The 21,978-nt window shown below is 59.6% G+C and carries 21 protein-coding genes; 19 read left to right on the top strand and 2 right to left on the bottom strand.

Features of this window, described 5'->3' with window-relative positions:
- The first annotated feature begins 9 nt into the window (after positions 1 to 9).
- The 13 genes from E2F43_RS16735 (at position 10) to E2F43_RS16675 (ending at position 13,094) form a co-directional block, all read left to right on the top strand.
- Positions 10 to 1,407 (top strand): DegQ family serine endoprotease, encoded by a 1,398-nt coding sequence (locus E2F43_RS16735; RefSeq protein WP_420820783.1) that lies wholly within the window; start codon positions 10 to 12, stop codon positions 1,405 to 1,407.
- Between the two features lie 109 nt (positions 1,408 to 1,516).
- Complete coding sequence (gene lepA / locus E2F43_RS16730; protein ID WP_133214798.1) at positions 1,517 to 3,316, top strand: translation elongation factor 4; 1,800 nt, start codon at positions 1,517 to 1,519, stop codon at positions 3,314 to 3,316.
- A gap of 8 nt (positions 3,317 to 3,324) precedes the next feature.
- Positions 3,325 to 4,164 (top strand): signal peptidase I, encoded by an 840-nt coding sequence (gene lepB / locus E2F43_RS16725; protein ID WP_133215196.1) that lies wholly within the window; start codon positions 3,325 to 3,327, stop codon positions 4,162 to 4,164.
- Between the two features lie 29 nt (positions 4,165 to 4,193).
- A complete protein-coding gene (locus E2F43_RS16720) occupies positions 4,194 to 4,580 on the top strand; it encodes a DUF4845 domain-containing protein (RefSeq protein WP_165954370.1) in 387 nt (128 codons plus the stop codon).
- A gap of 17 nt (positions 4,581 to 4,597) precedes the next feature.
- Positions 4,598 to 5,269 (top strand): ribonuclease III, encoded by a 672-nt coding sequence (rnc, locus tag E2F43_RS16715; protein WP_238946987.1) that lies wholly within the window; start codon positions 4,598 to 4,600, stop codon positions 5,267 to 5,269.
- Complete coding sequence (gene era / locus E2F43_RS16710; protein WP_133214792.1) at positions 5,259 to 6,158, top strand: GTPase Era; 900 nt, start codon at positions 5,259 to 5,261, stop codon at positions 6,156 to 6,158. Before rnc ends, era begins: the two co-directional genes overlap by 11 nt.
- Before the next feature lie 14 nt (positions 6,159 to 6,172).
- Complete coding sequence (gene recO, locus E2F43_RS16705; protein ID WP_133214790.1) at positions 6,173 to 6,904, top strand: DNA repair protein RecO; 732 nt, start codon at positions 6,173 to 6,175, stop codon at positions 6,902 to 6,904.
- Positions 6,901 to 7,272 carry a holo-ACP synthase gene (gene acpS / locus E2F43_RS16700; protein WP_133214788.1) on the top strand — a complete coding sequence of 124 codons (372 nt, stop codon included), beginning with the start codon at positions 6,901 to 6,903 and terminating at the stop codon, positions 7,270 to 7,272. The genes recO and acpS overlap by 4 nt, the downstream gene beginning before the upstream one ends.
- A 98-nt stretch (positions 7,273 to 7,370) precedes the next feature.
- Positions 7,371 to 8,267 (top strand): cysteine synthase CysM, encoded by an 897-nt coding sequence (cysM, locus tag E2F43_RS16695; protein WP_133214786.1) that lies wholly within the window; start codon positions 7,371 to 7,373, stop codon positions 8,265 to 8,267.
- Between the two features lies 1 nt (position 8,268).
- On the top strand, positions 8,269 to 10,500 hold the full coding sequence (gene relA, locus E2F43_RS16690) for a GTP diphosphokinase (RefSeq protein WP_133214784.1): 2,232 nt from the start codon (positions 8,269 to 8,271) through the stop codon (positions 10,498 to 10,500).
- Positions 10,497 to 11,306, top strand: a complete 810-nt coding sequence (gene mazG, locus E2F43_RS16685) for a nucleoside triphosphate pyrophosphohydrolase (RefSeq protein ID WP_133214782.1) — start codon at positions 10,497 to 10,499, stop codon at positions 11,304 to 11,306. The genes relA and mazG overlap by 4 nt, the downstream gene beginning before the upstream one ends.
- Before the next feature lie 127 nt (positions 11,307 to 11,433).
- Positions 11,434 to 12,081, top strand: coding sequence for an adenylate kinase (adk, locus tag E2F43_RS16680; protein ID WP_133214780.1), 648 nt, complete (start codon positions 11,434 to 11,436; stop codon positions 12,079 to 12,081).
- Between the two features lie 254 nt (positions 12,082 to 12,335).
- A complete protein-coding gene (locus E2F43_RS16675) occupies positions 12,336 to 13,094 on the top strand; it encodes a histone H1 (protein ID WP_133214778.1) in 759 nt (252 codons plus the stop codon).
- A gap of 58 nt (positions 13,095 to 13,152) precedes the next feature.
- Here E2F43_RS16675 and mobA read toward each other — a convergent pair whose 3' ends face one another.
- Positions 13,153 to 13,740 carry a molybdenum cofactor guanylyltransferase MobA gene (gene mobA, locus E2F43_RS16670; protein ID WP_133214776.1) on the bottom strand — a complete coding sequence of 196 codons (588 nt, stop codon included), beginning with the start codon at positions 13,738 to 13,740 and terminating at the stop codon, positions 13,153 to 13,155.
- A gap of 74 nt (positions 13,741 to 13,814) precedes the next feature.
- Between mobA and tsaB the strand changes: the two genes are divergently transcribed.
- Genes tsaB through E2F43_RS16640 form a run of 6 tightly spaced genes read left to right on the top strand, consistent with a single transcriptional unit; the run spans position 13,815 to position 19,697 of the window.
- Complete coding sequence (gene tsaB, locus E2F43_RS16665) at positions 13,815 to 14,525, top strand: tRNA (adenosine(37)-N6)-threonylcarbamoyltransferase complex dimerization subunit type 1 TsaB (protein WP_133214774.1); 711 nt, start codon at positions 13,815 to 13,817, stop codon at positions 14,523 to 14,525.
- Positions 14,525 to 15,325, top strand: a complete 801-nt coding sequence (locus E2F43_RS16660) for an undecaprenyl-diphosphate phosphatase (protein ID WP_133215194.1) — start codon at positions 14,525 to 14,527, stop codon at positions 15,323 to 15,325. The genes tsaB and E2F43_RS16660 overlap by 1 nt, the downstream gene beginning before the upstream one ends.
- 16 nt (positions 15,326 to 15,341) lie before the next feature.
- Positions 15,342 to 16,232 (top strand): NAD(P)-dependent oxidoreductase, encoded by an 891-nt coding sequence (locus E2F43_RS16655; RefSeq protein WP_133214771.1) that lies wholly within the window; start codon positions 15,342 to 15,344, stop codon positions 16,230 to 16,232.
- A 3-nt stretch (positions 16,233 to 16,235) separates the two neighbouring features.
- Complete coding sequence (locus E2F43_RS16650; protein WP_133214769.1) at positions 16,236 to 17,546, top strand: M18 family aminopeptidase; 1,311 nt, start codon at positions 16,236 to 16,238, stop codon at positions 17,544 to 17,546.
- 4 nt (positions 17,547 to 17,550) lie between these two features.
- Positions 17,551 to 18,654 (top strand): tRNA-queuosine alpha-mannosyltransferase domain-containing protein, encoded by a 1,104-nt coding sequence (locus tag E2F43_RS16645; protein WP_238946986.1) that lies wholly within the window; start codon positions 17,551 to 17,553, stop codon positions 18,652 to 18,654.
- 35 nt (positions 18,655 to 18,689) lie between these two features.
- On the top strand, positions 18,690 to 19,697 hold the full coding sequence (locus E2F43_RS16640) for a tryptophan--tRNA ligase (protein ID WP_133214765.1): 1,008 nt from the start codon (positions 18,690 to 18,692) through the stop codon (positions 19,695 to 19,697).
- Positions 19,698 to 19,924: 227 nt separating this feature from the next.
- On the opposite strand, the gene E2F43_RS16635 is transcribed toward E2F43_RS16640, so the two are convergent.
- The gene (locus tag E2F43_RS16635; protein ID WP_238946985.1) at positions 19,925 to 21,973 is read right to left on the bottom strand and encodes a TonB-dependent receptor; all 2,049 of its coding nucleotides are present in this window, start codon (positions 21,971 to 21,973) and stop codon (positions 19,925 to 19,927) included.
- Positions 21,974 to 21,978 lie beyond the last annotated feature (5 nt).

The raw sequence follows: 21,978 nt of genomic DNA, 5'->3' as shown, positions 1-21,978 counted from the left end.
ATGACTGTAATGACCCGACTTGCCTCCTTCCTCTTTCTGACTGCGTTGCTGCTGGCAGGGCGCTCCGCTGTCGCAGCGCAATTGCCGGAATTCCGTGACATCGTGAAGCAAAGCTCGCCGGCGGTGGTGAAGATTATTGTCGAGGCCAGTGGGCCCCGGCCGGGCCAGGGTCAGCCGGGCCCGCAGGAAATACCGGAATATCTGCGTCGCTTTTTCGAATTTCGTGGAGCCCCTCCCCAGACTCCCCACCAGCGTATGGGCATGGGATCCGGATTTATCATTTCCGACGAAGGCCTGATCGTCACCAATAATCACGTGGTGGAGGGCGCCGACAGTGTGCTGGTGCGCATGAGCGATCGCCGGGAGTTTGAGGCCGAAATAATCGGCACGGACCCGCGCAGCGACCTGGCGCTGTTGCGCATTGACGGCCGCAACCTGCCGGTACTCAAACTCGACGCCAGCGACGAACTGGACGTCGGCGAGTGGGTGCTGGCCATTGGCTCGCCGTTTGGTCTCGACTACTCGGTTACTGCCGGTATCGTCAGCGCCAAGGGGCGCAGCCTGCCGACTGAAAACGGGGAGAACTATGTGCCGTTCATCCAGACTGATGTGGCCATCAACCCCGGTAATTCCGGCGGCCCCCTGTTTAATCTCGACGGCGAGGTTGTGGGGGTGAACTCGCAGATATTCACCCGCAGCGGCGGCTCCATCGGCCTGTCTTTCGCGATTCCGGTGAGCGTGGTTCGCAACGTGGTGGCGCAGCTCGAGGAGAATGGCCGGGTAACCCGCGGCTGGCTTGGCGTTACCATCCAGGACGTGGACAAGAACCTGGCGGAGTCTTTTGGCCTGGATCGTCCCCAGGGTGCACTGGTGGTGCAACTGGCACCGGGTGGTCCGGCGGATGAAGCCGGTTTGCGCGAAGGGGATGTGATTATCTCCTTTGATGGCAGGGACATTCCCACCTCCTCACACCTGCCCCACGTGGTAGGACTCATCGCCCCCGGTTCGAAAGTGCCGGTGGTGGTGATGCGCGACAAGAAGCGCAAGACCATCAAGGTGGAAGTCGGGGGCCTCGACGCCGACGACAGTTACACCCTCACCTCGGGCAGTGCCAGCGATGAGCAGGGCGGCCGTCTGGGGCTGATCGTCGAAGAAGCGCCGGCCGGCGCCCTGGAGCGCTTCGGTCTGTCCGGCGGTGTGCTGGTCAGGGAGGTGATCCCAGAGGGAGCAGCGGCTGAAGCCGGTGTGCTGGCCGGTGACATTATTACCCTGATTGGCAACAAGCCGGTGAAATCCGTGGAGGCGTTTGAACAGGCGGTGGACGGTCTCGGCAGCGGCAGTTCGGTCCCCCTGAGGCTGATGCGTCGCGGTGCTCCGATGTTTATCGGTCTCAAGCTGAACGACTGATAACTCTCGCAGTGCGGCGATAGCGGGGGAACCCCGATTCGGGTACAATCGCGCGTTTTTCTGTGGCGGCCCATGAGGGCCGCCACCCTACCTTTTTGGGCCCGAACGAGTGAGCGATCTCCAACATATCCGCAATTTTTCCATCATTGCCCATATCGATCACGGCAAGTCGACCCTTGCTGATCGTTTTATCCAGCACTGCGGAGGGCTGAGTGACCGGGAAATGGATACCCAGGTGCTCGATTCCATGGATATCGAGCGCGAGCGCGGCATCACCATCAAGGCCCAGAGTGTTACCCTGGACTACAAGGCCCGCGACGGCCAGGTCTACCAGCTGAATTTCATCGACACCCCGGGGCATGTCGACTTTTCCTATGAAGTCTCCCGTTCGTTGGCGGCCTGCGAGGGCGCGCTGCTGGTGGTTGATGCCGGGCAGGGTGTGGAAGCCCAGTCCGTGGCCAATTGTTACACCGCTATCGAGCAGGGCCTGGAGGTGCTGCCCATCCTCAACAAGATGGACCTGCCCCAGGCCGACCCGGATCGGGTGAAGCAGGAGATCGAGGAAATCATCGGTATCGACGCCAGCAACGCCTGTCCGGTAAGTGCCAAATCGGGCATGGGCATCGAGGACGCCCTGGAGTACCTGGTGGAGGAAATTCCACCGCCGGAAGGTGACCGGGACGCACCGCTGCAGGCGCTGATCATCGACTCCTGGTTTGACAACTACCTGGGGGTGGTGTCTCTGGTGCGGGTCAAGCAGGGCGTGCTTCACAAGCGAGACAAAATTGTCGCCAAGTCCATCGGCAAGGCTCACCAGGTGGACAGCGTGGGCATATTCACCCCCAAGCGTCGTGAAACCAGCTGTCTGCAGGCGGGCGAGGTGGGTTTTGTGGTCGCTGGCATCAAGGATATTCACGGTGCTCCGGTGGGCGATACCCTGGTCCATGACAAGCACCCGGACGTGCCGGCCCTGCCGGGCTTCCAGACGGTGAAACCCCAGGTCTACGCCGGGATTTTCACCATTTCTTCCGATGACTATGAAGATTTTCGCGACGCCCTGGGCAAACTGACCCTGAACGACGCGTCCCTGTTCTATGAACCCGAAAGCTCCGATGCCCTTGGCTTCGGTTTCCGCTGTGGCTTTCTGGGCATGTTGCACATGGAGATTATCCAGGAGCGCCTTGAGCGGGAGTACGACCTGGACCTGATTACCACTGCGCCGACGGTCATTTATGAGGTCGTGACCAAGGCGGGCGACACCATCCAGGTAGATAACCCCTCGGCATTACCCGATGTGGGTGATATCGAGGAAATGCGCGAGCCCATTGCCCGCTGCAACATACTGGTGCCGCAGGACTATCTCGGCAATGTCATTACCCTGTGCGTGGAAAAGCGCGGGATGCAGAAAGACATGCAGTTCCTCGGCACCCAGGTGTCCGTGGTATATGACATTCCCATGGCTGAGGTGGTGTTGGATTTCTTTGACCGGTTGAAGTCGGTGAGCCGTGGCTACGCCTCTCTTGACTACAGCTTTGAGCGCTTTGAGCCTGCAAAACTGGCTCGCCTGGACGTATTGATCAATGGCGACCGGGTGGACGCACTGGCGGTGATTGTCCACCAGGACCAGGTCCAGTACCGTGGCAGGGCATTGACCGAAAAAATGAAAGAGCTCATTCCCCGGCAGATGTTTGACGTGGCGATACAGGCTGCGGTCGGCGGCAAGATCGTCGCCAGGCAGACCGTAAAGGCCCTGCGCAAGAACGTGACGGCCAAATGTTATGGCGGTGACGCCACTCGTAAGAAGAAACTGCTGGAAAAGCAGAAAGCAGGTAAAAAGCGTATGAAGCAGGTAGGTAGTGTTGAGATTCCCCAGTCAGCATTCCTGGCGGTATTGAAGGTGGACGGCTGATGGGCGGAGTGAGTATCGATTTCCCCCTGATCCTGGTAATCCTGGTCGCTGGTTCGGGCCTGATCTGGTTGCTGGATGCGTTGTTCCTGGCACCAGGTCGGAAAAAGGTCATCGCCGGCTTGCAGAAGCAGTACCCGAACTGGGACAAGACGGACAATCCGCAACACCAGCAGTTCCAGGCGCGGGTGGCAGACCAGGCGGCAGAGCCGGTCCTGGTGGAGTATGCCCGTTCATTCTTCCCGGTCCTGTTTATCGTTTTTGTGCTGCGCTCGTTTCTGGTCGAGCCCTTCCAGATTCCGTCTTCGTCGATGGTGCCGACACTGCAGGTAGGTGACTATATCCTGGTTAACAAGTTTACCTATGGCATTCGCCTGCCGGTGACCAGGACCAAGGTGCTGGATCTGAATGAGCCGCAGCGTGGCGATGTGATGGTGTTTTTCCCTCCCCATATGAACGAGACCTATTACATCAAGCGCGTGGTCGGTCTGCCGGGCGATACCGTGAGCTACCGCAACAAGCGCCTGTTCGTGAATGGCGAGCAGGTCAGTCGCGAGGATGTTGCCATTGCCCCCGGGGTCAATGCCCGTTACCGGCTGGGCCTGGAGCAACTCGGTGATGTGTCGCACCTGATGCAGGTCGATGAAGCCCGCATGCCGCGCAATTTTTCCGTCAAGGTGAAGCCTGGCCACTACTTCATGATGGGCGACAACCGTGATAACAGTTCCGATTCAAGGGTTTGGGGTCAGGTGCCAGAAAAGGATATAGTAGGCAAGGCTTTCGCGGTATGGATGCATTGGGATTCCTTCCTGAGTATTCCCAGCTTCGATCGGGTCGGCCTGATAGAATGACGATAAAAATCTTGAGGGGGGATAAGGGAATGCGTACGCTCAAGCGACAGCAAGGGATGTCCATACCCGGCATGTTGATCATCGCGATTATGGCCGGCTTTTATATCATGTGTATCGTCAAGATAGTGCCTCACTATTTTGAATACCTGTCCGTCAAGGACATCATTACCCAGGTTGCCAACGAGCACGAGCCGGGGACGACCACCGTCGGCCAGGTGCGGCGGCGCATAGACAACCTGTTTAATACCAACCAGATCTATGCCCTTAAAATCGGTGATGTGGAGATCTACCGGGAAAAAGGCAATACCTATATCGATGCCAGCTACGAAGCCCGGGTGCCGATTGCCGGTCGCCTGGACGCAGTGCTCAAATTTGATGACCTGCTGTTCGTGGCGGGAAAACCTAACATCAAGTGACGGATCAGCAGGCACACTTGGCCCGCCTGCAACGGGCGCTGGGCTACCAGTTTGTCGATACTAGCCTGCTGGAACTCGCCCTGACCCACCGCAGTGTGGGCGGGCGCAACAATGAACGCCTGGAATTCCTCGGCGACTCCATTCTCAACCATATTATTGCCGAAGCGATCTTTCGCAAGTTTCCCGATGCCCGCGAGGGCGAAATGAGCCGCATGCGCGCGTCACTGGTCAAGGGGGAGACCCTGGCCAGGGTGGCCCGTGACCTGGACCTTGGTGACTACCTGGTGCTGGGCTCCGGCGAGCGCAAGAGCGGTGGCAAACGGCGCGGCTCCATTCTGGCTGATGCGCTGGAGGCGGTGATCGGGGCCATCCTGCTCGATTCCGATGTGGAGACCTGCCGAACTCGTGTGCTCGACTGGTACGATCCACGGTTGCAGGCCTTGTCACTTGACGAGGTCAGCAAGGATGCAAAAACCCGGTTGCAGGAATATTTGCAGGGACGCCAGCGACCCCTGCCGGAGTACGCCCTGTTGGCGGTGCAGGGTGAGGATCACAACCAGCAGTTTGAAGTCGCCTGTCGACTGGCTAAACCCTCACTGGTGGTGGAGGGCTCCGGCAGCAGCCGGCGCAAGGCAGAGCAGGCGGCAGCCCGGGTTGCCCTCGAGAGGTTGCAAGTCCGTGGCAAGTGAACCCAAACGCTGCGGATACGTGGCCATTGTCGGGCGCCCGAACGTGGGCAAGTCGACACTGCTCAATCATATCCTGGGGCAAAAGATCAGCATCACCTCGCGCAAGCCGCAGACCACCCGACACCAGGTTCTGGGCATCAAGACCGAGGGTGATCACCAGATTATTTTTGTCGACACGCCGGGATTGCACCGGGGTGAAGACAAGGCCATTAACCGGTATATGAACAAGGCTGCCAGTTCAGCGATTCGCGACGTCGACCTGGTACTCTTCCTGGTCGACCGTACCGCCTGGACGGATGAAGACCAGATGGTGCTGGAACAGGTCCAGCGGGCAGGGTTACCCACGGTACTGGTGGTTAACAAGGTCGATCTGCTGGAGGACAAGAATGTATTGCTGCCTCATCTTCAGGTCCTGGCCGATCGTGGCGAATTCGAGGCAATAGTGCCGGTATCAGCCTTGCGCCAGCGCAACGTTGACGTCCTCGAGCAGGAAATTATCAAGCACCTGCCCGAATCCGCTCATTTTTACCCGGAGGAGCAGATAACTGATCGCAGCCAGCGTTTCCTGGCGGCAGAAATCGTGCGTGAAAAAATTATGCGCCAGCTGGGTGACGAACTGCCCTACGCGGTCACTGTGGAAATCGAGGAGTTTGCCCTGGAGGGGGAAGTCGCGCATATTTCCGCCCTGATCCTGGTCGAACGCAAGGGCCAGAAGAAAATCATCATCGGAGAAAAGGGCACCCGCCTGCGTTCTATCGGTACCGATGCCCGCAAGGATATGGAGCGCCTGTTTGATTGCAAGGTCATGCTCCGTCTCTGGGTCAAGGTGAAAAGCGGCTGGTCTGACGACGAGCGCGCCCTGCGCAGCCTGGGCTACGACGACGTCTGAGCGTTAACGCCAGTATGCGTGTCCATCTACAGCCGGCCTATATCCTTCACAGTCGCCCCTACCGGGACAGCAGCCTTATCCTGGACGTGTTCTGTGCCGAACACGGCCGCCTCAGCCTGGTGAGCAAAGGTGCCCGCAGGCGCAGCAAGGGCGGCAGTAAGCTCGCCCTGTTACAGGCATTCGCGCCGCTTTTGCTATCCTTCAGCGGGCGCAGCGAAATGAAAACCCTGACTCAGGTCGAGCCTGCGGGATCGCGGCTCGCCCTGCGCGGCGACTGGTTGTTCAGCGCCATGTATCTCAATGAACTGCTGGTGCGCCTGCTGCACAGGCACGACCCCCATCCCCGGCTTTTTGCGGCGTACAGCAACGCCCTCACCGAACTGGCAGCAGAGGGTGCGGTGGAGGCACCGCTGCGTCGCTTTGAACTGGTTCTGCTGGATGAACTGGGCTACAGCTTCTCCCTGGCAGAGGACGGGCTAAGCGGTGAGGGACTGGAGGCGGAGGGCTGGTATCATTACCATCCCGATCACGGGTTGGTAACGGGTTTGCCGGGTAGTGACCCGGCCCGCCCCGCGTATGCCGGTGCTGATCTGCTGGCCCTCGCCCGCGGCGAATTTGAGGGGCCTGCCAGTACGGCCGCACGGCGCTTGCTGCGCCAGGTGTTGACCCAGCACCTGGGCGATGCACCACTTAAGAGCAGGGATTTGTTCCGCAGGCGCCATCCGGGCGCAGGGGAAGACAGATGATCGCGATCGGTACCGACATTTTGAAGTTTGAGCGCCTCGACGAGGTGGTCAATCGTCTTGGAGAGCGCTTTGTAAAACGCATTCTGACGCCGGAAGAGTGCGAGGAATATGCGGCCAGTGCCCGACCGCAGAACCTGCTGGCCAAGCGGTTTGCCGCCAAGGAGGCCGTTGCCAAAGCCCTGGGTACGGGGATTGGCCGGGGGGTGAGTTGGCAGGATATTCGCATAAGCCATGATGAACATGGCGCGCCGGTGGTCAGTTTGACCGGTGGTGCCCTCAACGTGGCCAGGGGAAAAGGCGGCAGCCGGGTGGAACTCAGTCTGGCGGACGAGGTTGATTGTGTTATCGCGTTTGCGGTTCTGGCCTGATCCCTGGACCATGGTTTGACAACATTTTTCGCTTCCCGCGCTGCACCGCGACGGATGACAAGGTACACTGCCGGTCGGCGTAAGGATGCTGAGACACTATGCACGAATACCCCACTATCGAAGCCTGTGTAGGCAATACCCCGCTGGTCCGGTTGCAGCGCCTGCAGGGTGAGACCAGTAATACCCTATTGCTCAAACTCGAGGGCACCAACCCCGCCGGCTCGGTGAAGGACCGGCCCGCGCTGAGTATGATCGCCGAGGCGGAGGCTCGCGGGGACATTAAGCCCGGTGACACCCTGATAGAGGCGACCAGTGGCAATACCGGTATAGCCCTGGCCATGGCGGCGGCGATTCGCGGTTATCGCCTGCTGTTGATCATGCCATCGCACATGAGCGATGAACGCAAGCAGGCCATGTCCGCTTACGGTGCCACGCTGATAGAAGTGAGCCAGGAGGAGGGCATGGAAGGTGCCCGTGACCTGGCGATGGCAATGCAGGCCCGGGGAGAGGGGCGGGTGCTGGACCAGTTCGGCAACCCCGACAATCCGCTGGCGCACCTGAAAGGTACCGGACCGGAGATATGGCAGCAGACCGGGGGCACAATCACCCACTTTGTCAGCTCCATGGGGACCACTGGCACGATCATGGGGTGTTCCGCGTACCTCAAGCAACAGAATCCGGATATCCAGATTGTCGGTCTGCAGCCCGAGGATGGCTCCAGTATTCCCGGTATACGCCGCTGGCCGGAAGCCTACCTGCCGGCAATTTTCGATGCCGCCCGGGTTGATCGGGTGATGGATATATCCCAGTCCGACTCCGAAACCATGATGCGCCGACTGGCAGCGGAAGAGGGTATTTTCTGCGGGGTATCCTCAGGTGGCGCCGTCGCTGCCGCGCTGACACTGTCGCGGGAGGTGGAGAACGCCGTAATTGTCGCCATCGTCTGCGACCGCGGTGATCGTTACCTGTCAACCGGCGTGTTCGCCGAGGGCTGACGTGGTCCAGGTTCGCCATCAATCCCACCACGACGCAGAACGCCATGAAGTGGACCTGTCCGCGTGGCTGGATACGCTGCCGCTGACGCTTGGGCTGCCGGAGCGGGAGCGCCTGCTGGCTGCGGCCGAGCTGGTGCGCGAGTTGGCCGAAGGCCCCGGTGAAGACCAACTCGACTGGGCCGTAGAAAGTGATTGTTTCAAGGCCGGGCTGGATGTTGCGCTGATACTGGCTGAATTGCACGTTGGCAACGATTGTTTGCTGGCGGGGATGTTGTACCGGGTAGTACGCGAAAAACGCATCACCGTGGAAGCGGTGGAGGAGCGCTTTGGCCCCGCGGTTTCCCGCCTGCTGCAGGGTGTCCTGAAGATGGCCGCTATCGGTGACCTGCGGCTGCAGCAGGAACGGCCGGTGCTGGGCCAGGCCAATGCCCAGAAAGACAACGTGCGCAAAATGCTGATCGCTCTGGTGGACGACGTGCGGGTCGCCCTGATCAAGCTGGCCGAACGCACCTGTGCTATTCGCGCGGTCAAGGATGACGAGGGCAGGCGGGAAGCCGTCGCCCGGGAAGTCTTCGACGTCTATGCACCGCTGGCCCATCGCCTGGGCATCGGTCATCTCAAGTGGGAGCTGGAAGACTTGTCCTTCCGCTACATCTATGCGGATGCCTATCGCAAGATTGCCCGCCTGCTGGATGGCAAGCGTCTGGAACGGGACCAGTTCATCGCCGAGGTCAAGGAGCTGTTGTCCGAGGTGCTGAAAAGGGCGGGCCTGGAGTTCGAGATTGAGGGCAGGGCCAAGCACATCTACAGCATATGGCGCAAAATGCAGCGCAAGGGCATTGGCTTTTCCCAGGTCTATGACATTCGCGCCGTGCGCATTCTGGTCCCTGAAATCAAGGACTGCTATGCCACCCTCGGGCTTGTCCATGGCCTTTGGCGCAATATCCCCAACGAATTCGACGACTATATCGCCAATCCCAAGGAGAACGGGTATCGCTCGCTGCATACGGCGGTTATTGGCCCGGAGGGCAAGATCCTCGAGGTACAGATCCGCACCCGGCAGATGCACGAGGAGGCGGAACTTGGTGTCTGCGCTCACTGGCGTTACAAGGGATCTGGCGCCACAGAGAGTATGGCCAGCAGTTACGAGGAAAAGATTGCCTGGCTGCGTCAGGTGCTGGATTGGCATGAAGAGACCGGTGATACCGGCGATGTAGCCGAGCAATTCAGTTTTGACGTGGCCCAGGACCGGGTCTATGTATTCACCCCGCAGGGAGACGTGGTCAACCTGGCCCAGGGAGCAACGCCTCTGGATTTTGCCTATCACGTCCACACCGAAGTCGGCCACCGCTGCCGCGGAGCCAAGGTCAACGGTTCTATCGTGCCTTTGACCTACGCCCTGAACACCGGGGAAAGGGTGGAGATTCTCACCAGTAAGGAAGGCACACCCAAGCGCGACTGGTTGCAGCCCGGGCTGGGCTATCTGCGTACCTCCCGGGCGCGGGCAAAAGTCCAGCACTGGTTCAAGGCCCAGGCAAGGGAGGAAAATGTAGACGCCGGCCGCCACCTGCTGGAACGTGAGTTCAGGCGTCTCGCCCTGACCAGTGTCGATTACCAGCGCATCGCCCGGAAAGTACAGGTGAAAACCGTCGAGGATATGTACGCTGCAGTGGGCTCGGGAGACTTATCCTCCGCCCAGGTGCTCAATGCAGCCCAGGGGTTGGTAGAACAGCGCCGGGAACCGCAGCTCAAGCTGGCCCGCCCGGGCGCGACCCGCTACCGGGGTGAAGTACAGGTGCAGGGCGTCGGTAATCTGCTCAATCACATGGCCGGCTGCTGCAAGCCGCTGCCGGGTGACGCAATTACCGGCTTTATTACTCAGGGGCGCGGAGTGAGCATTCATCGCACCGATTGTGCCCGTCTGGTCAAACTGGCCGACAGCCACCCGGAGCGGATTATCGACGTTGAATGGGGCCGTTCGCCAACCGACAATTACGAAGTGGATGTGTCGATAGAGGCCTATGATCGCCAGGGCCTGCTGCGGGATATTACCGGCCTCTTTGCCCATGCCAGGATAAACGTGCTCACCATTAACACCCAGACCAACAAGAAAAGCCACACGGCGACCATGCGACTGCGGGTGGAGGTGCCTAACCTGGCCTCGCTATCCAGGCTGCTGGAGCGGATTAACCAGCTGCACAATGTTATATCCGCGGTTCGGCTGAGCGAATGAGCGGGAGCGATATGTACACCATCGAGGACCTGCTGCGGGTAATGGAGCGGCTGCGTGATCCCGAATACGGTTGTCCCTGGGACCTCAAGCAGAGCTTCAGGTCCATTGTCCCTTCCACCCTGGAAGAGTGTTATGAACTGGCTCACGCCATCGAACAGGATGACTTTCATCACGTCGGGGAGGAACTCGGAGACGTGCTGTTCCAGGTGATTTTCTATGCCCAACTGGGGCGGGAACAGGGCCTGTTCACTTTCGCCGAAATCGTTAATACCCTGGTGGAGAAACTGGTGCGCCGGCATCCCCATGTATTCGCGGGCGGTGAAATCGAAGGCATTGTCGACGCTGACACCAGTGTCGAAGAGGTCAACGCCACCTGGGAAGCAATCAAGGCCCGCGAGCGCGGCGAGCGGGAGCAGCATGGTGTGCTGGACGATGTTCCGCTTGCGCTGCCGGCGCTGCCACGGGCCCAGAAATTGCAGAAACGGGCTGCCGGTGTGGGTTTCGACTGGCCTGATCCGGCGCCGGTGCTGGCGAAACTGGAAGAAGAAATCGAGGAGCTCCGCCAGGCACTGGCAGGAGGACAGCGGGAAGCGGTTTGTGAGGAAGTAGGCGACCTGTTGTTTACCTGTGTGAACCTGAGCCGTCACCTGAAGCTTGACTCGGAAACTGCGCTCCGGGAATCGTCGAGCAAATTTGAGCGTCGTTTCCGGCAGATGGAGCGTCTCGCCGATGCTGCAGGTACTTCCCTCGACAGCCTCGATGACGCCGCTCTGGACGCCCTCTGGAATCGTGCCAAGGGGCATTGATACTCGCCAAAGGTAGGGGTTGTAACATAATTGCCCGCTGTGTATGGTTACTGGCCTCCGAAAAACCCGTTTTTACCCATCGCGAAGCGGCCTCGCCGCATCCACCTGATAACGAGGAAACTCGCCAATGCGATTGATTTTGTTGGGCGCTCCCGGCGCTGGAAAGGGCACTCAGGCCCAGTTTATTACTGAGAAATTCGGCATCCCACAAATCTCCACTGGCGACATGTTGCGTGCGGCGGTAAAAGCCCAGACAGAACTTGGCCTGAAGGCCAAGGAAGTCATGGACGCCGGTGGTCTGGTTTCGGACGACATTATCATCGGCCTGGTGAAAGAACGTATAACCGACCCCGACTGTGCCAACGGATTCCTGTTTGATGGATTCCCTCGTACGATTCCCCAGGCGCAGGCCATGGTGGAAGCTGGAGTAAGGATTGATCACGTGGTTGAGATAGCTGTTGAAGACGAAGAAATCGTATCGCGCCTCAGCGGCCGTCGCGTGCACCCCGGATCAGGTCGTGTCTATCACGTGCAGCACAATCCTCCCCGGCAGGAAGGGCTGGACGATGAGACAGGCGAACCATTGGTACAACGAGACGACGATAAGGAAGAAACCGTGCGCAAGCGTCTGGAGGTTTATCATTCCCAGACCAGCCCGCTGGTCGATTTTTACCAGGACATGGTTGGGGATGACGCACCTGACTACCACTGTGTTCCCGGTGTAGGAACGGTTGAAGAAATTCGCGATGCAGTTTTTTCTGAACTAAAGGTATAGTCGACAGAGCCGATGTACAGAGGGAGCGTTGCTCCCTTTTTTGTGCCTGGAGATTCGTTAAACACTGTATAGATAGTGTTTTAATGCGTTTGCCAATAATGGGTTAATGGAAAATATTTTCCAGTGAGCGTTTTTTTTGCTGCCAGGGCATTGATTTAGTCCTGTATTTTGTGCTTCGCGACTGTTGTAAGCCTCGGTTTTTGTTGCTATTTTTAAACCGCGTTACCTGACTAACAACTCTGGAGATGAGCGTAATGGCAACGGCAAAGAAGAAAGCAACTGCAAAGAAAGCGCCAGCTTCCCGCAAAAAGGCGCCAGCAAAGAAGCGCCCCGCGGCGAAGAAAAAGCCCGCGCGTAAAGCACCGGCAAAAAAGGCTGCAGCTTCACCTGCAGTAGCACGCGCCAATGAGGCCCTGGCAAAAGTGCAAAAAGCGATAGACGCTGAGAAGCAGTCGCTGGAAAATTCTCGAAAGAAACTGAATGCAGCGCGCAAGGAGGCCAGCAAGAAAGCAACGGCCGCCAACAAGCGCGCCGTCAAGGCAGCGCAAAATGCCGCCAAGAAAAGTTCCGACAAACTCAAGTCCATGCGTGAAAAGCTGGCTGCGGCGAAACACCGCGTCGTGGATGCGGCTGAATCAGCGCGCGTTGCTGCGGTCAAGGCCGCTGCCAAGGAAAAGGCATTGGCTAAAAAAGCCGAACTGGCTGCCAAGGCGGAAATGGACAAGGCCAGAGAGCTAGCCAGGCACGCAGAGAAGTGGATGAAGGCTCGCGCCAAGTCCGATGGCAAGAAACTTTCCGCCCTCGAAAAGCGCCTGGAAAAGCAGATCGCGGCGGCCGAGAAGAAAGCCGTAGCCAAGGCCAAGGCAGCGGAGAAGAAGCTTGAGGCTGCCCTGGGCAGGAAAAAGCCCGCGGCCAAGAAGAAAAAAGCAGCAGCCAAAAAGAAGGCTGCACCCAAGAAAAAGGCCGCAGGCAAAGCAGCACCTAAAAAGAAAGCAGCGGCCAAGAAGAAGTAACGACTCGCTTGTCATCATTAAAACCCGCATCGGTAACGATGCGGGTTTTTTATTTCCGTTAGTCGAATTCCTCAGCCTCGTTGAGATTCATAAACGCTTCTTGTTGACCCGGAAACTCAACCGGCACCGCGTTCAGTTGGGCGTACCAGTGGCGAACTGCGCGCTGCCCACTATTCAGGTAGGCGCTCAAGCCCGCAAGGCTTTCTTGCCGCAACAGGGCGCAGAGGTAATGATCCCTGCTATCTACCCTGACATGGGCCACCTGCGCGTGCGGCGCCTCCCGCAGACCCAAGGCGAGTCTCGCTACCAGGTTTTCGGGTAGCCGGGGCGTGTCGCAGGCCGCTACCAGAATAAACTCCTGATTGATCGCGCTCAGGGCCGCCTCAATACCGGCGAGAGGGCCCTGGTAGTCTTCTCGCAGGTCGGGCGGGGCAAGCGGGGCGATTTGGGCATAGCGCTCGCGATTGCGATTGCAACTGATGAAAATGTCGTTCACCTGGGGCGCCAGCGCCCCATGGACATGTTCAACCAGGGCCCGCCCGCGCCAGCACAGAAGACCCTTGTCCCTTCCGCCCACGCGACGACCGGCGCCTCCCGCCAGAATCAGTGCGCAGATGCGCGTGGGATCGTGAGTGAAATTGTCCAATGCAGGTTCTTACCGGCTTCCGGCTGTGTGATAATTGAGTTTAACATCTACCCCCGGATCGAAGCACAATCCCGATGAAATGCATTCTGGCCATTGAAGCAGCGACCGAGGCCTGTTCAGTGGCCCTCTGGCGCGACCCAGACATTCAGCAGCGGCATGAACTAACACCGCGGCAACACAGCCAGCGCCTGTTCGGCATGCTGCGCGAGTTGCTGTCTGACGGCCAATTGCGGGCGCAGGGCATCGAGGCAGTGGCGTACGGATCCGGCCCTGGTTCGTTTACCGGCCTGCGAATTGCCGCCAGTGCTGTACAGGGCCTGACCTTCGCCACCGGCTTGCCCGCTATTCCCGTTTCCACCCTTGCCTGCCAGGTACAGACCGCCCTGAGGGAAGGACTGGTCGGGGAGGGTGACCTGGTACTCAGCACCCTGGACGCCCGCATTAATGAAATATACGCTCAGTGCTACCGGATCGAACAGGGACTGCCGGAGGCAATTGCGGCTCCCCGGGCAGTAGCCCCGGGACAGTTAAGTCTACCCGGGGAGGAAAGCAATGTATTCGGGCTGGGCAGTGGTTTGCAGTTTGTTGACCAGTTTCCCAGGCCGGTGCAGGCACAGTTGGGTGGGATTGATGCGACCCTGCTGCCCCAGGCGCAGGACCTGATTCCACTGGCGATTGCGACTGCCTCCCGCGGAGGGCTGCAGGAGCCGCAGCAGGTGCAGCCGATTTACGTCCGCGAAGAGATCAGCTGGAAGAAGCTGTCCGAGCAGGGTAAGCGCAAGTGATAGATCTGTTCCAGGCGCTGGTATTGGCCTTCCTGCAGGGACTGACGGAATTTCTGCCCATATCCAGTTCCGCCCATCTGGTGTTTCCGTCGCTGTTGCTGAACTGGCCCGACCAGGGTTTGGCATTCGATGTCGCCGTTCACCTCGGTACCCTTATGGCCGTTGTCTGGTACTACCGCCATGAGCTGGTACTGATCGCCACTGCCTGGGTGCGTTCTGTTGCCGGCGGCCCGTCCACAGCTGACAGTCGCATGGTCTGGTACCTGTTTTTTGCCACTATTCCTGCGGGCCTGTTGGGCATATTCGAGGGAGATTACATCGAAGAGCATGCCCGTAACCTGCCGGTGATCGCATCAATGACCCTCCTGTTCGGACTGTTGCTGGGCTTTGCCGACCGTTATGCCCAGCACACACGGGGTGATCGGAAGTTGCATTTTGGCTCAGCCCTGTTTATCGGTGTGGCCCAGGCCGCGGCCCTGATTCCCGGCGTCTCTCGCTCGGGGGTAACGATTACCGCGGCCTTATTGCTGAATATGAGTCGTCAGGACGCAGCGCGCTTTTCTTTCCTGCTCTCTATTCCCGTGATATCCGGGGCGGCTTTGGTCAAGAGCGTTGACCTCGTGCAATCGAGCGCCGCCGTGAACTGGCTGCAGATGGGAATAGCAGCGTGTGCTTCCGCAGTGACAGCGTACATGTGTATTGCAGTTTTCCTGCGGCTGCTGGACCGGGTGGGTATGATGCCCTTTGTTTACTATCGCATTGTGCTGGCGGCGATATTGTTCGCCATCTGGCTGACGTGATTGAGGAGGAGGAACAATGAGACTTGCATTCATCGGGCTCGGCGTCATGGGGTATCCCATGGCCGGCCACCTGCAACGCGCTGGCCACGAGGTCTGTGTTTATAACCGTACCGGAGCCAAGGCACGGGACTGGGTCGCCGAATATGGAGGTCACTGTGCCGACTCTCCCGCCGACGCCGCAGCCGGTGCCGAGATCTGTTTTCTCTGCGTCGGTAATGACGATGATGTTCGCAGCGTGGTAATGGGCGAGAGCGGGGCTCTGGCCGCCATGCAGCCGGGCGCCATCATTGTCGATCACACGACGGCGTCAGCAGACCTCGCCCGTGAACTGGCACTTAACGCGGAGGAATCGGCACTCGGTTTCCTGGATGCCCCTGTTTCGGGCGGCCAGGCCGGTGCCCAGAATGGTGCGTTGACAGTCATGGTCGGGGGGCAACGGGAGCATTTTGCGCGTGTTGAGCCGGTCATGGAGGCCTATGCCCGATGTGTCCGCCTGTTAGGTCCGGCTGGCAGCGGTCAGTTGGCCAAGATGGTTAACCAGATATGTATCGCCGGTATTGTGCAGGGCCTGGCCGAGGCGCTTGAGTTTTCCGAGCAGACCGGGCTGGATTCTGCCGCAGTGGTGGAAGTGATTTCCCAGGGCGCGGCGCAATCATGGCAGATGGATAACCGCTACCAGACCATGCTGGCCGGGGAGTACGAGCACGGTTTCGCCGTGGACTGGATGCGCAAGGATCTGGACATGGTGTTGGCAGAGGCCGATCGCCTGGGTCTGGAACTTCCAGTGACGGAACTGGTCGACGGCTATTACGGTGAAGTCCAGGCCATGGGAGGCGGTCGCTGGGACACCTCCAGCCTGTTCGCCCGCATGCGCGCTGTCAGCAAGCCTTCATCCGCTCAGGAGTAAACAATGTCAGAACAAAAGCAGTTCAACAGTGACCTTTGCGAATTCCTCGCCTCGGCAACCACCCCGTTCCACGCTGTGGCCGAAATGGCCCACCAGTTGGAGACGTCCGGTTACCGCAAGCTGGCTGAAGACAGCCACTGGCAGCTCCAGGCCGGGGGGCGCTATTACGTGACCCGTAATGACAGCGCTATCGTCGCTTTTGGCATCGGCACTGAGTCCGGGCCCGATGGCGGCCTGCGAATGGTGGGTGCACATACGGACAGTCCCTGCCTGATGGTGAAGCCATCCCCGGAGAAAAATGTAAACGGCTATTACCAGCTCGGGGTGGAAGTCTATGGTGGCGCGTTGCTCAATCCCTGGTTTGATCGCGACCTGTCGCTGGCCGGAAGGGTCAGTTACCAGTGTGAAGCGGGTGAACTGCGTACCGGCCTGGTTGATTTCCGCCGACCGATAGCGGTGATTCCCAGCCTGGCGATTCACCTGGATAGAGAGGCCAACAAGAGCCGCAGTATCAACCCGCAACAGGATATACCGCCGATTCTGTGCCAACTGGAGGGGGACGAGACCACCAGCTTCAGGGAACTGCTGCAGGACCGGCTGCTCCATGAGCACCCGGATTGCGCGGTTGAAAAAGTGCTCGACTACGAATTGTGTTTCTACGATACGCAGAAGGCGGCGATCATCGGCCTGCACCATGAGTTTATTGCCTCGGCGCGCCTCGACAATCTGCTCAGCTGTTTTACCGGTATGCGGGCCCTGCAGCAGTGGGACGGAGCAAGCAGCGTGCTGCTGGTGTGTAACGATCACGAGGAAGTGGGCAGCCTGTCCACTTCGGGGGCTCAGGGGCCGTTGCTGGCGTCAGTTCTCAAGCGTATTGTCGCTGACGAGGCGGCCTACGCCGCCCTGACCGAGCGCTCGCTGATGATCTCCGCCGATAACGCTCACGGCATCCATCCCAATTACCCTGACCGGCACGACGAAAATCACGGGCCTATCCTGAACAAGGGACCGGTGATAAAAATTAACGCCAACCAGCGTTACGCCTCCAACAGTGAAACCACAGGCCTTTATCGAATGTTGGCGGCGAAAGAGGGCGTGCCCGTACAGTCGTTTGTGGTGCGCACCGACATGGCCTGCGGCAGCACTATCGGCCCGATTACGGCAGGGGGGATCGGCGTGCGAACCCTGGACATCGGCGTGCCCACCTTCGGCATGCATTCCATTCGCGAACTGGCGGGCACAAGTGATGCCTGCAATCTCGCCCGGGTATTGCAGCGCTTCTACAACTACCGGGGGAGCCTGGTCGCCAACTGACGCCGTGCGAGTACTTCTGCTTTCAGCCTACGCGGCACAGAGTCACCGCTACTGGCAGCGTGGGCTGCAACAGATGTTCCCTCACTGGCAGTGGAGCGTGCTCAGCCTGCCGCCGCGCCATTTCAGCTGGCGGGTGCGCGGCAATCCGCTGTACTGGGGCCTGGCTGAGCGGCAAGCCCTGGAGCAGAATCAGCAACTGCTGATCGCCACCTCCATGGTTGATCTGGCCACCCTGCGCGGTCTGGTGCCGGCGCTGGCAGCGATTCCCAGCGTGCTCTACTTTCACGAGAACCAGTTTGCATTCCCCCAGCACCGTCAGCGGCATGGACTACTGGAAGCCCAGATGGTGAGTCTTTACGGTGCCCTGGCGGCCGACACCCTGGCCTTTAATTCAGCCTTCAATCGCGACAGTTTCCTGGAGGGTTGCGAATCCCTGCTCACCCGCCTTCCGGACTTTGTGCCGCCGGGCATCGTGGAAGGATTGCGCAACAAGGCGAGGGTATTACCCGTGCCACTGCAGCCAATGAAGGCTGAAGAGCCCTGGGGCTGGCGTCCCGACCTGTCCTTGCGCATTATCTGGAGCGCCCGTTTTGAGCACGACAAAGGCGGAGAGGCTCTGTATCTTATCCTGCAGCGGCTTGAGCAGGCGGAGCTGGACTACCAGTTGGCGGTTACCGGCCAGCAGTTTCGCAACTCGCCGTCGGTTTTTTCCCGGATTCGCGAAGAATTTGCCCATCGCCTGGTGCAGTTTGGTTTCGTCGATGCCGAGTCGCAGTACCGGTCGCTGCAGGCGGGCGCCGACCTGGTGCTCTCCACCGCCGCACATGAATTCCAGGGCCTGGCAGTGATGGAGGCGGTGGCCGCGGGCTGTGTGCCGGTGGTGCCGGATCGCCTCGCCTATCGCGAGCTGTACCCGGAGGACTTTCGCTACGCATCCAGCCCGCAACAGCCAGAGGCCGAGGCGGACTCCGCAGTCGCGCTTATCCGGCAGGTCGCCGCCGAAAAACCATCTCCGCCCGATATGGGCCGCTACACATTGACGGCATTACAGCCCGCTTATGAGGCCCTGTTACACGCAGTACAGGATAGCCAGCCACTACCAAGCTAGGTATCATGGTCGCCTTTTCGCGGACAGACAGTATCATGGCCAAGCAACGCGTTCTTACCGGAATCACTACCACCGGTACCCCTCACCTGGGCAACTATGTAGGCGCAATTCGTCCCTCCATCGAAGCCTCCAGGAATGATTCCCTGGAGTCCTTTTTCTTCCTTGCCGACTACCATGCCCTGATCAAGTGCCAGGACCCGCAGCTGGTACGTCAGTCCACCAAGGAAATTGCCGCCACCTGGCTGGCGCTGGGCCTGGATACCGACAACGCCCTGTTTTACCGCCAGTCTGATGTCCCCGAAATTCCCGAGCTCACCTGGGTGCTCAGCTGTAATGCAGCCAAAGGCCTGATGAACCGGGCCCACGCCTACAAGGCTGCGGTCCAGGCCAACGAGGAAGCCGGTGAGGACCCGGATTTCGGCGTCACCATGGGGCTGTTCAGCTACCCCGTACTGATGGCAGCGGATATCCTGATGTTCAATGCCCATCGCATACCCGTCGGGCGCGACCAGATCCAGCACGTGGAGATGGCCCGGGATATCGCCGGCCGCTTCAACCATAACTTTGCCGAGGTGTTTACCCTGCCTGAGGCTGCGGTCGACGATAACGTCGCAGTGCTGCAGGGTCTGGACGGTCGCAAGATGTCCAAGAGCTACAACAATACCATCCCGCTTTTCCTGCCGGAAAAACAGCTGCGCAAGCACATCAACAAGATCAGGACCAACCTGCTGGAACCGGGCGAACCCAAGGACCCGGACGACTCGACCGTGTTCCAGGTGTGGGCCGCATTCGCCGACGAAGCGGAAACGGCGCGTATGCGCAAGGACTTCGAGGAAGGGATTGCCTGGGGTGAGGCCAAGAAACAGCTGTTCGAACTGATCAATGGGGAACTGGCGCCGGCGCGGGAGCGGTATAACGAACTGATGGAAGATCCCGGGCACATCGAGAGTGTATTGCTCGCGGGTGCGCAGCGGGCCCGGGAGTACAGCGGCGCGCTGATGGCGAAAGTGCGGGACGCGGTGGGAATCTCGGCGATTCGCTAGAATCCAGGTCTTTTCTTTTGGCCAGCCATCAAGCCCTGGTTTTTGTATCAAGGAGAGACTTCTCCAGGTGGGGTGATCTGAGGTCCGGACAGAGGTCTGCGCGGTTGGGGTTTCGTTCATGGGGCGTCTGAGGCCATGGATGGCCGAAGCCGAGCCTATACATGGATGTATGCTTATTGGCGGTCCCATGAACGAAACCCCAACCGCGCGGACCGTCTGGTAGAAACTTAGCCGTCGCCCCGGCTGTAAACAAACTCCAGATACGCCCCCAGCGGCTGCCCGACAAAATACCGGTAGTTGCCAAAGCCAAAATCCGCCCGTTCCGCATAGTCCTCATCCAGCAGGTTGGTCAGCCGCAGATTCCCCTGCCAGTGGGGCGATAACTGTGAGCTGATGCGCAGGTTGAGCAGCGAATGGCCGTCGTACTCGTGCTCGTTGTCCGGCTCCAGGTAATAGCGACCCAGGTAAACCCATTCCAGTTCTGCCACGCTGTCTGCTTTGAATTCCCAGCCGAGACGGGCACTGCCAAAGCGGCGTGGAGCGGTGTCGATGTCGTTACCCTCGATATCCCCGGAGGACCCGATCAGGTTGATCCGACTGTCGTAGCGGTGACGGGCGAAACTGGCGACCCCATTGAGGTACCAATTGTCCGCAAGGCGATAGTCGATGCTCAATTCCACGCCCTGGTGACGCGTTCTTGCCCCGCTGACATTCTGGCGATTGGCGTCCTGGAAAATCACCTCATCCTTCTCCATCTGGAACACCGCGACGTCATAGTCCAGGGTGGCTGCCAGGGTGCCGCGCAAGCCGATTTCAAGGTTCCTGAGCTCCTCCGAGTCCAGGTCTGCAACCTGTTGCCCGGACTGCAGGCGGTATAACTCGCTGACCTGGGGTGCCCGGAAGCCATCGGCATAGCGCAGGTAAGCGATATGGTTGTCGGTGTAGGCAAAACTGCCACCGATATTGGCGGACAGGTTGGTGAAACTGTCCTCCCGGCCTCGCGGACGGTAGAAGCGGCAGGCGGTGGCGGTGGGGTCGCAGGCCGGGCCGTCTCCGGTGCGGTTGTCGTAATCGTAATGGTTGTATTCCCAGCGCAGGCCCGCGGTCGCCTCCAACCGGTTGTGCTTCCAGGTGGCCTGGCTGAAAGCGGCCGCCATCGTCGCGTCCACCTGGTAGTCGTAGTGCACGCCCGCTGGCTGGTTGGGGCTGAATTCCTGCGCCTGGACTTCTTTCAGCCAGCCGTCCGTGTACTCGCCCTCGACCCCGTTAATCCAGCTCCAGTGGCCCAGATCGCTGTACAGCGCCGTTTGCAGGCCCAGGCTGCTGTGTCCGTTTTTTTCCACCGGCTGCCAGGGCAAAAAGTGCATCAGGAATTCCATTTCGTTGTTGCGCCCGTAGGGGGTGATCACCAGCGTGTGGCGTGAGTTCAGCTGCCGGCTGGCCCGGCTGTAGGCGAGCAGCGACCATGCGTCCCGGTAGGCCTCCGGGTTGGGGTTGTCCTGTTTCAGGTCCTGGTCTTCGTAGGCCTTGTAGCCCTGGATAAAGCCGGCGGTTTCCTGGTTGAGGTTGCTGTAGTTGAGGGCGCTGCTGATATCCCATTGCTGTCCCTGGTAGTCGTACCTGACACTCAGCTTCTGCTGGTCGTAACCTGAGCTGTCCTTGTAGCCGCCATCGGTGGTGCCGTTGAAACGCAGGCTGACACCGTGTTTGTCGTTGCTGCGGCCATAGAGGTACTTGCCCCGGTAATAGTCATTCGGGCCGGCCTCGACCGCCAGCGAGTGTTCATTCGCTGGTCGGGCGCTGAGGACGTTGATCACCCCGTGCAGTGCGCCGCCACCGTAAAGGGCCGTCGCGGGGCCGTTGATAACCTCTATGGCACCGGCCTGTTCGGTGTTGGCGTCAAAAAGCTGGTTGACGTTGCAAAAGCCGGGTGAACGCAGGCTGATGCCGTCAAGCGCCATGAAGAAAGATCCGCAGCCGCCGGCGCCGGTGAGTACGGGAGAACGCAGGGCGGTGAGGCTTTCCTGACCGTTCCCCCGGCTGATCCAGGCGCCGGCCAGGCGCTGCATCGCCTCGTTGATATGCACGTGCCCGGTGAGGGCAAGGGCGCCGTCGTCGATGTCGGCCCAGGAGAGGGGCAGGGCGGCCGCATTCTGGGGTATGCGGGTGGCAGTGACCAGAATCTCCTCTTCAAGCGCGGTGTTGGCGTGGCTGGCCGAGGGCAGTGCAAGCATGCCGGCGGCCGCTAGTGTGGCCAGTTGATATCTCAGGTGCATGAACT

The organism is Seongchinamella unica, from assembly GCF_004354085.1.
GTDB classification, from domain to species: domain Bacteria; phylum Pseudomonadota; class Gammaproteobacteria; order Pseudomonadales; family Halieaceae; genus Halioglobus; species Halioglobus unicus.
Note: the sequence above shows the minus strand (reverse complement) of the source record. Positions and strands in the feature narration are given on the sequence as shown.

What these genes read in the sequence shown, in the direction of transcription:
- E2F43_RS16720 (WP_165954370.1), top strand. Translation starts at nt 4,194, where the DNA reads ATGCGTACGCTCAAGCGACAGCAAGGGATGTCCATACCCGGCATGTTG.
- mazG (WP_133214782.1), top strand. Translation starts at nt 10,497, where the DNA reads ATGAGCGGGAGCGATATGTACACCATCGAGGACCTGCTGCGGGTAATG.
- E2F43_RS16655 (WP_133214771.1), top strand. Translation starts at nt 15,342, where the DNA reads ATGAGACTTGCATTCATCGGGCTCGGCGTCATGGGGTATCCCATGGCC.
- tsaB (WP_133214774.1), top strand. Translation starts at nt 13,815, where the DNA reads ATGAAATGCATTCTGGCCATTGAAGCAGCGACCGAGGCCTGTTCAGTG.
- E2F43_RS16650 (WP_133214769.1), top strand. Translation starts at nt 16,236, where the DNA reads ATGTCAGAACAAAAGCAGTTCAACAGTGACCTTTGCGAATTCCTCGCC.
- E2F43_RS16675 (WP_133214778.1), top strand. Translation starts at nt 12,336, where the DNA reads ATGGCAACGGCAAAGAAGAAAGCAACTGCAAAGAAAGCGCCAGCTTCC.
- E2F43_RS16635 (WP_238946985.1), bottom strand. Translation starts at nt 21,973, where the DNA reads ATGCACCTGAGATATCAACTGGCCACACTAGCGGCCGCCGGCATGCTT.
- cysM (WP_133214786.1), top strand. Translation starts at nt 7,371, where the DNA reads ATGCACGAATACCCCACTATCGAAGCCTGTGTAGGCAATACCCCGCTG.
- adk (WP_133214780.1), top strand. Translation starts at nt 11,434, where the DNA reads ATGCGATTGATTTTGTTGGGCGCTCCCGGCGCTGGAAAGGGCACTCAG.
- recO (WP_133214790.1), top strand. Translation starts at nt 6,173, where the DNA reads ATGCGTGTCCATCTACAGCCGGCCTATATCCTTCACAGTCGCCCCTAC.
- acpS (WP_133214788.1), top strand. Translation starts at nt 6,901, where the DNA reads ATGATCGCGATCGGTACCGACATTTTGAAGTTTGAGCGCCTCGACGAG.
- E2F43_RS16640 (WP_133214765.1), top strand. Translation starts at nt 18,690, where the DNA reads ATGGCCAAGCAACGCGTTCTTACCGGAATCACTACCACCGGTACCCCT.
- E2F43_RS16735 (WP_420820783.1), top strand. Translation starts at nt 10, where the DNA reads ATGACCCGACTTGCCTCCTTCCTCTTTCTGACTGCGTTGCTGCTGGCA.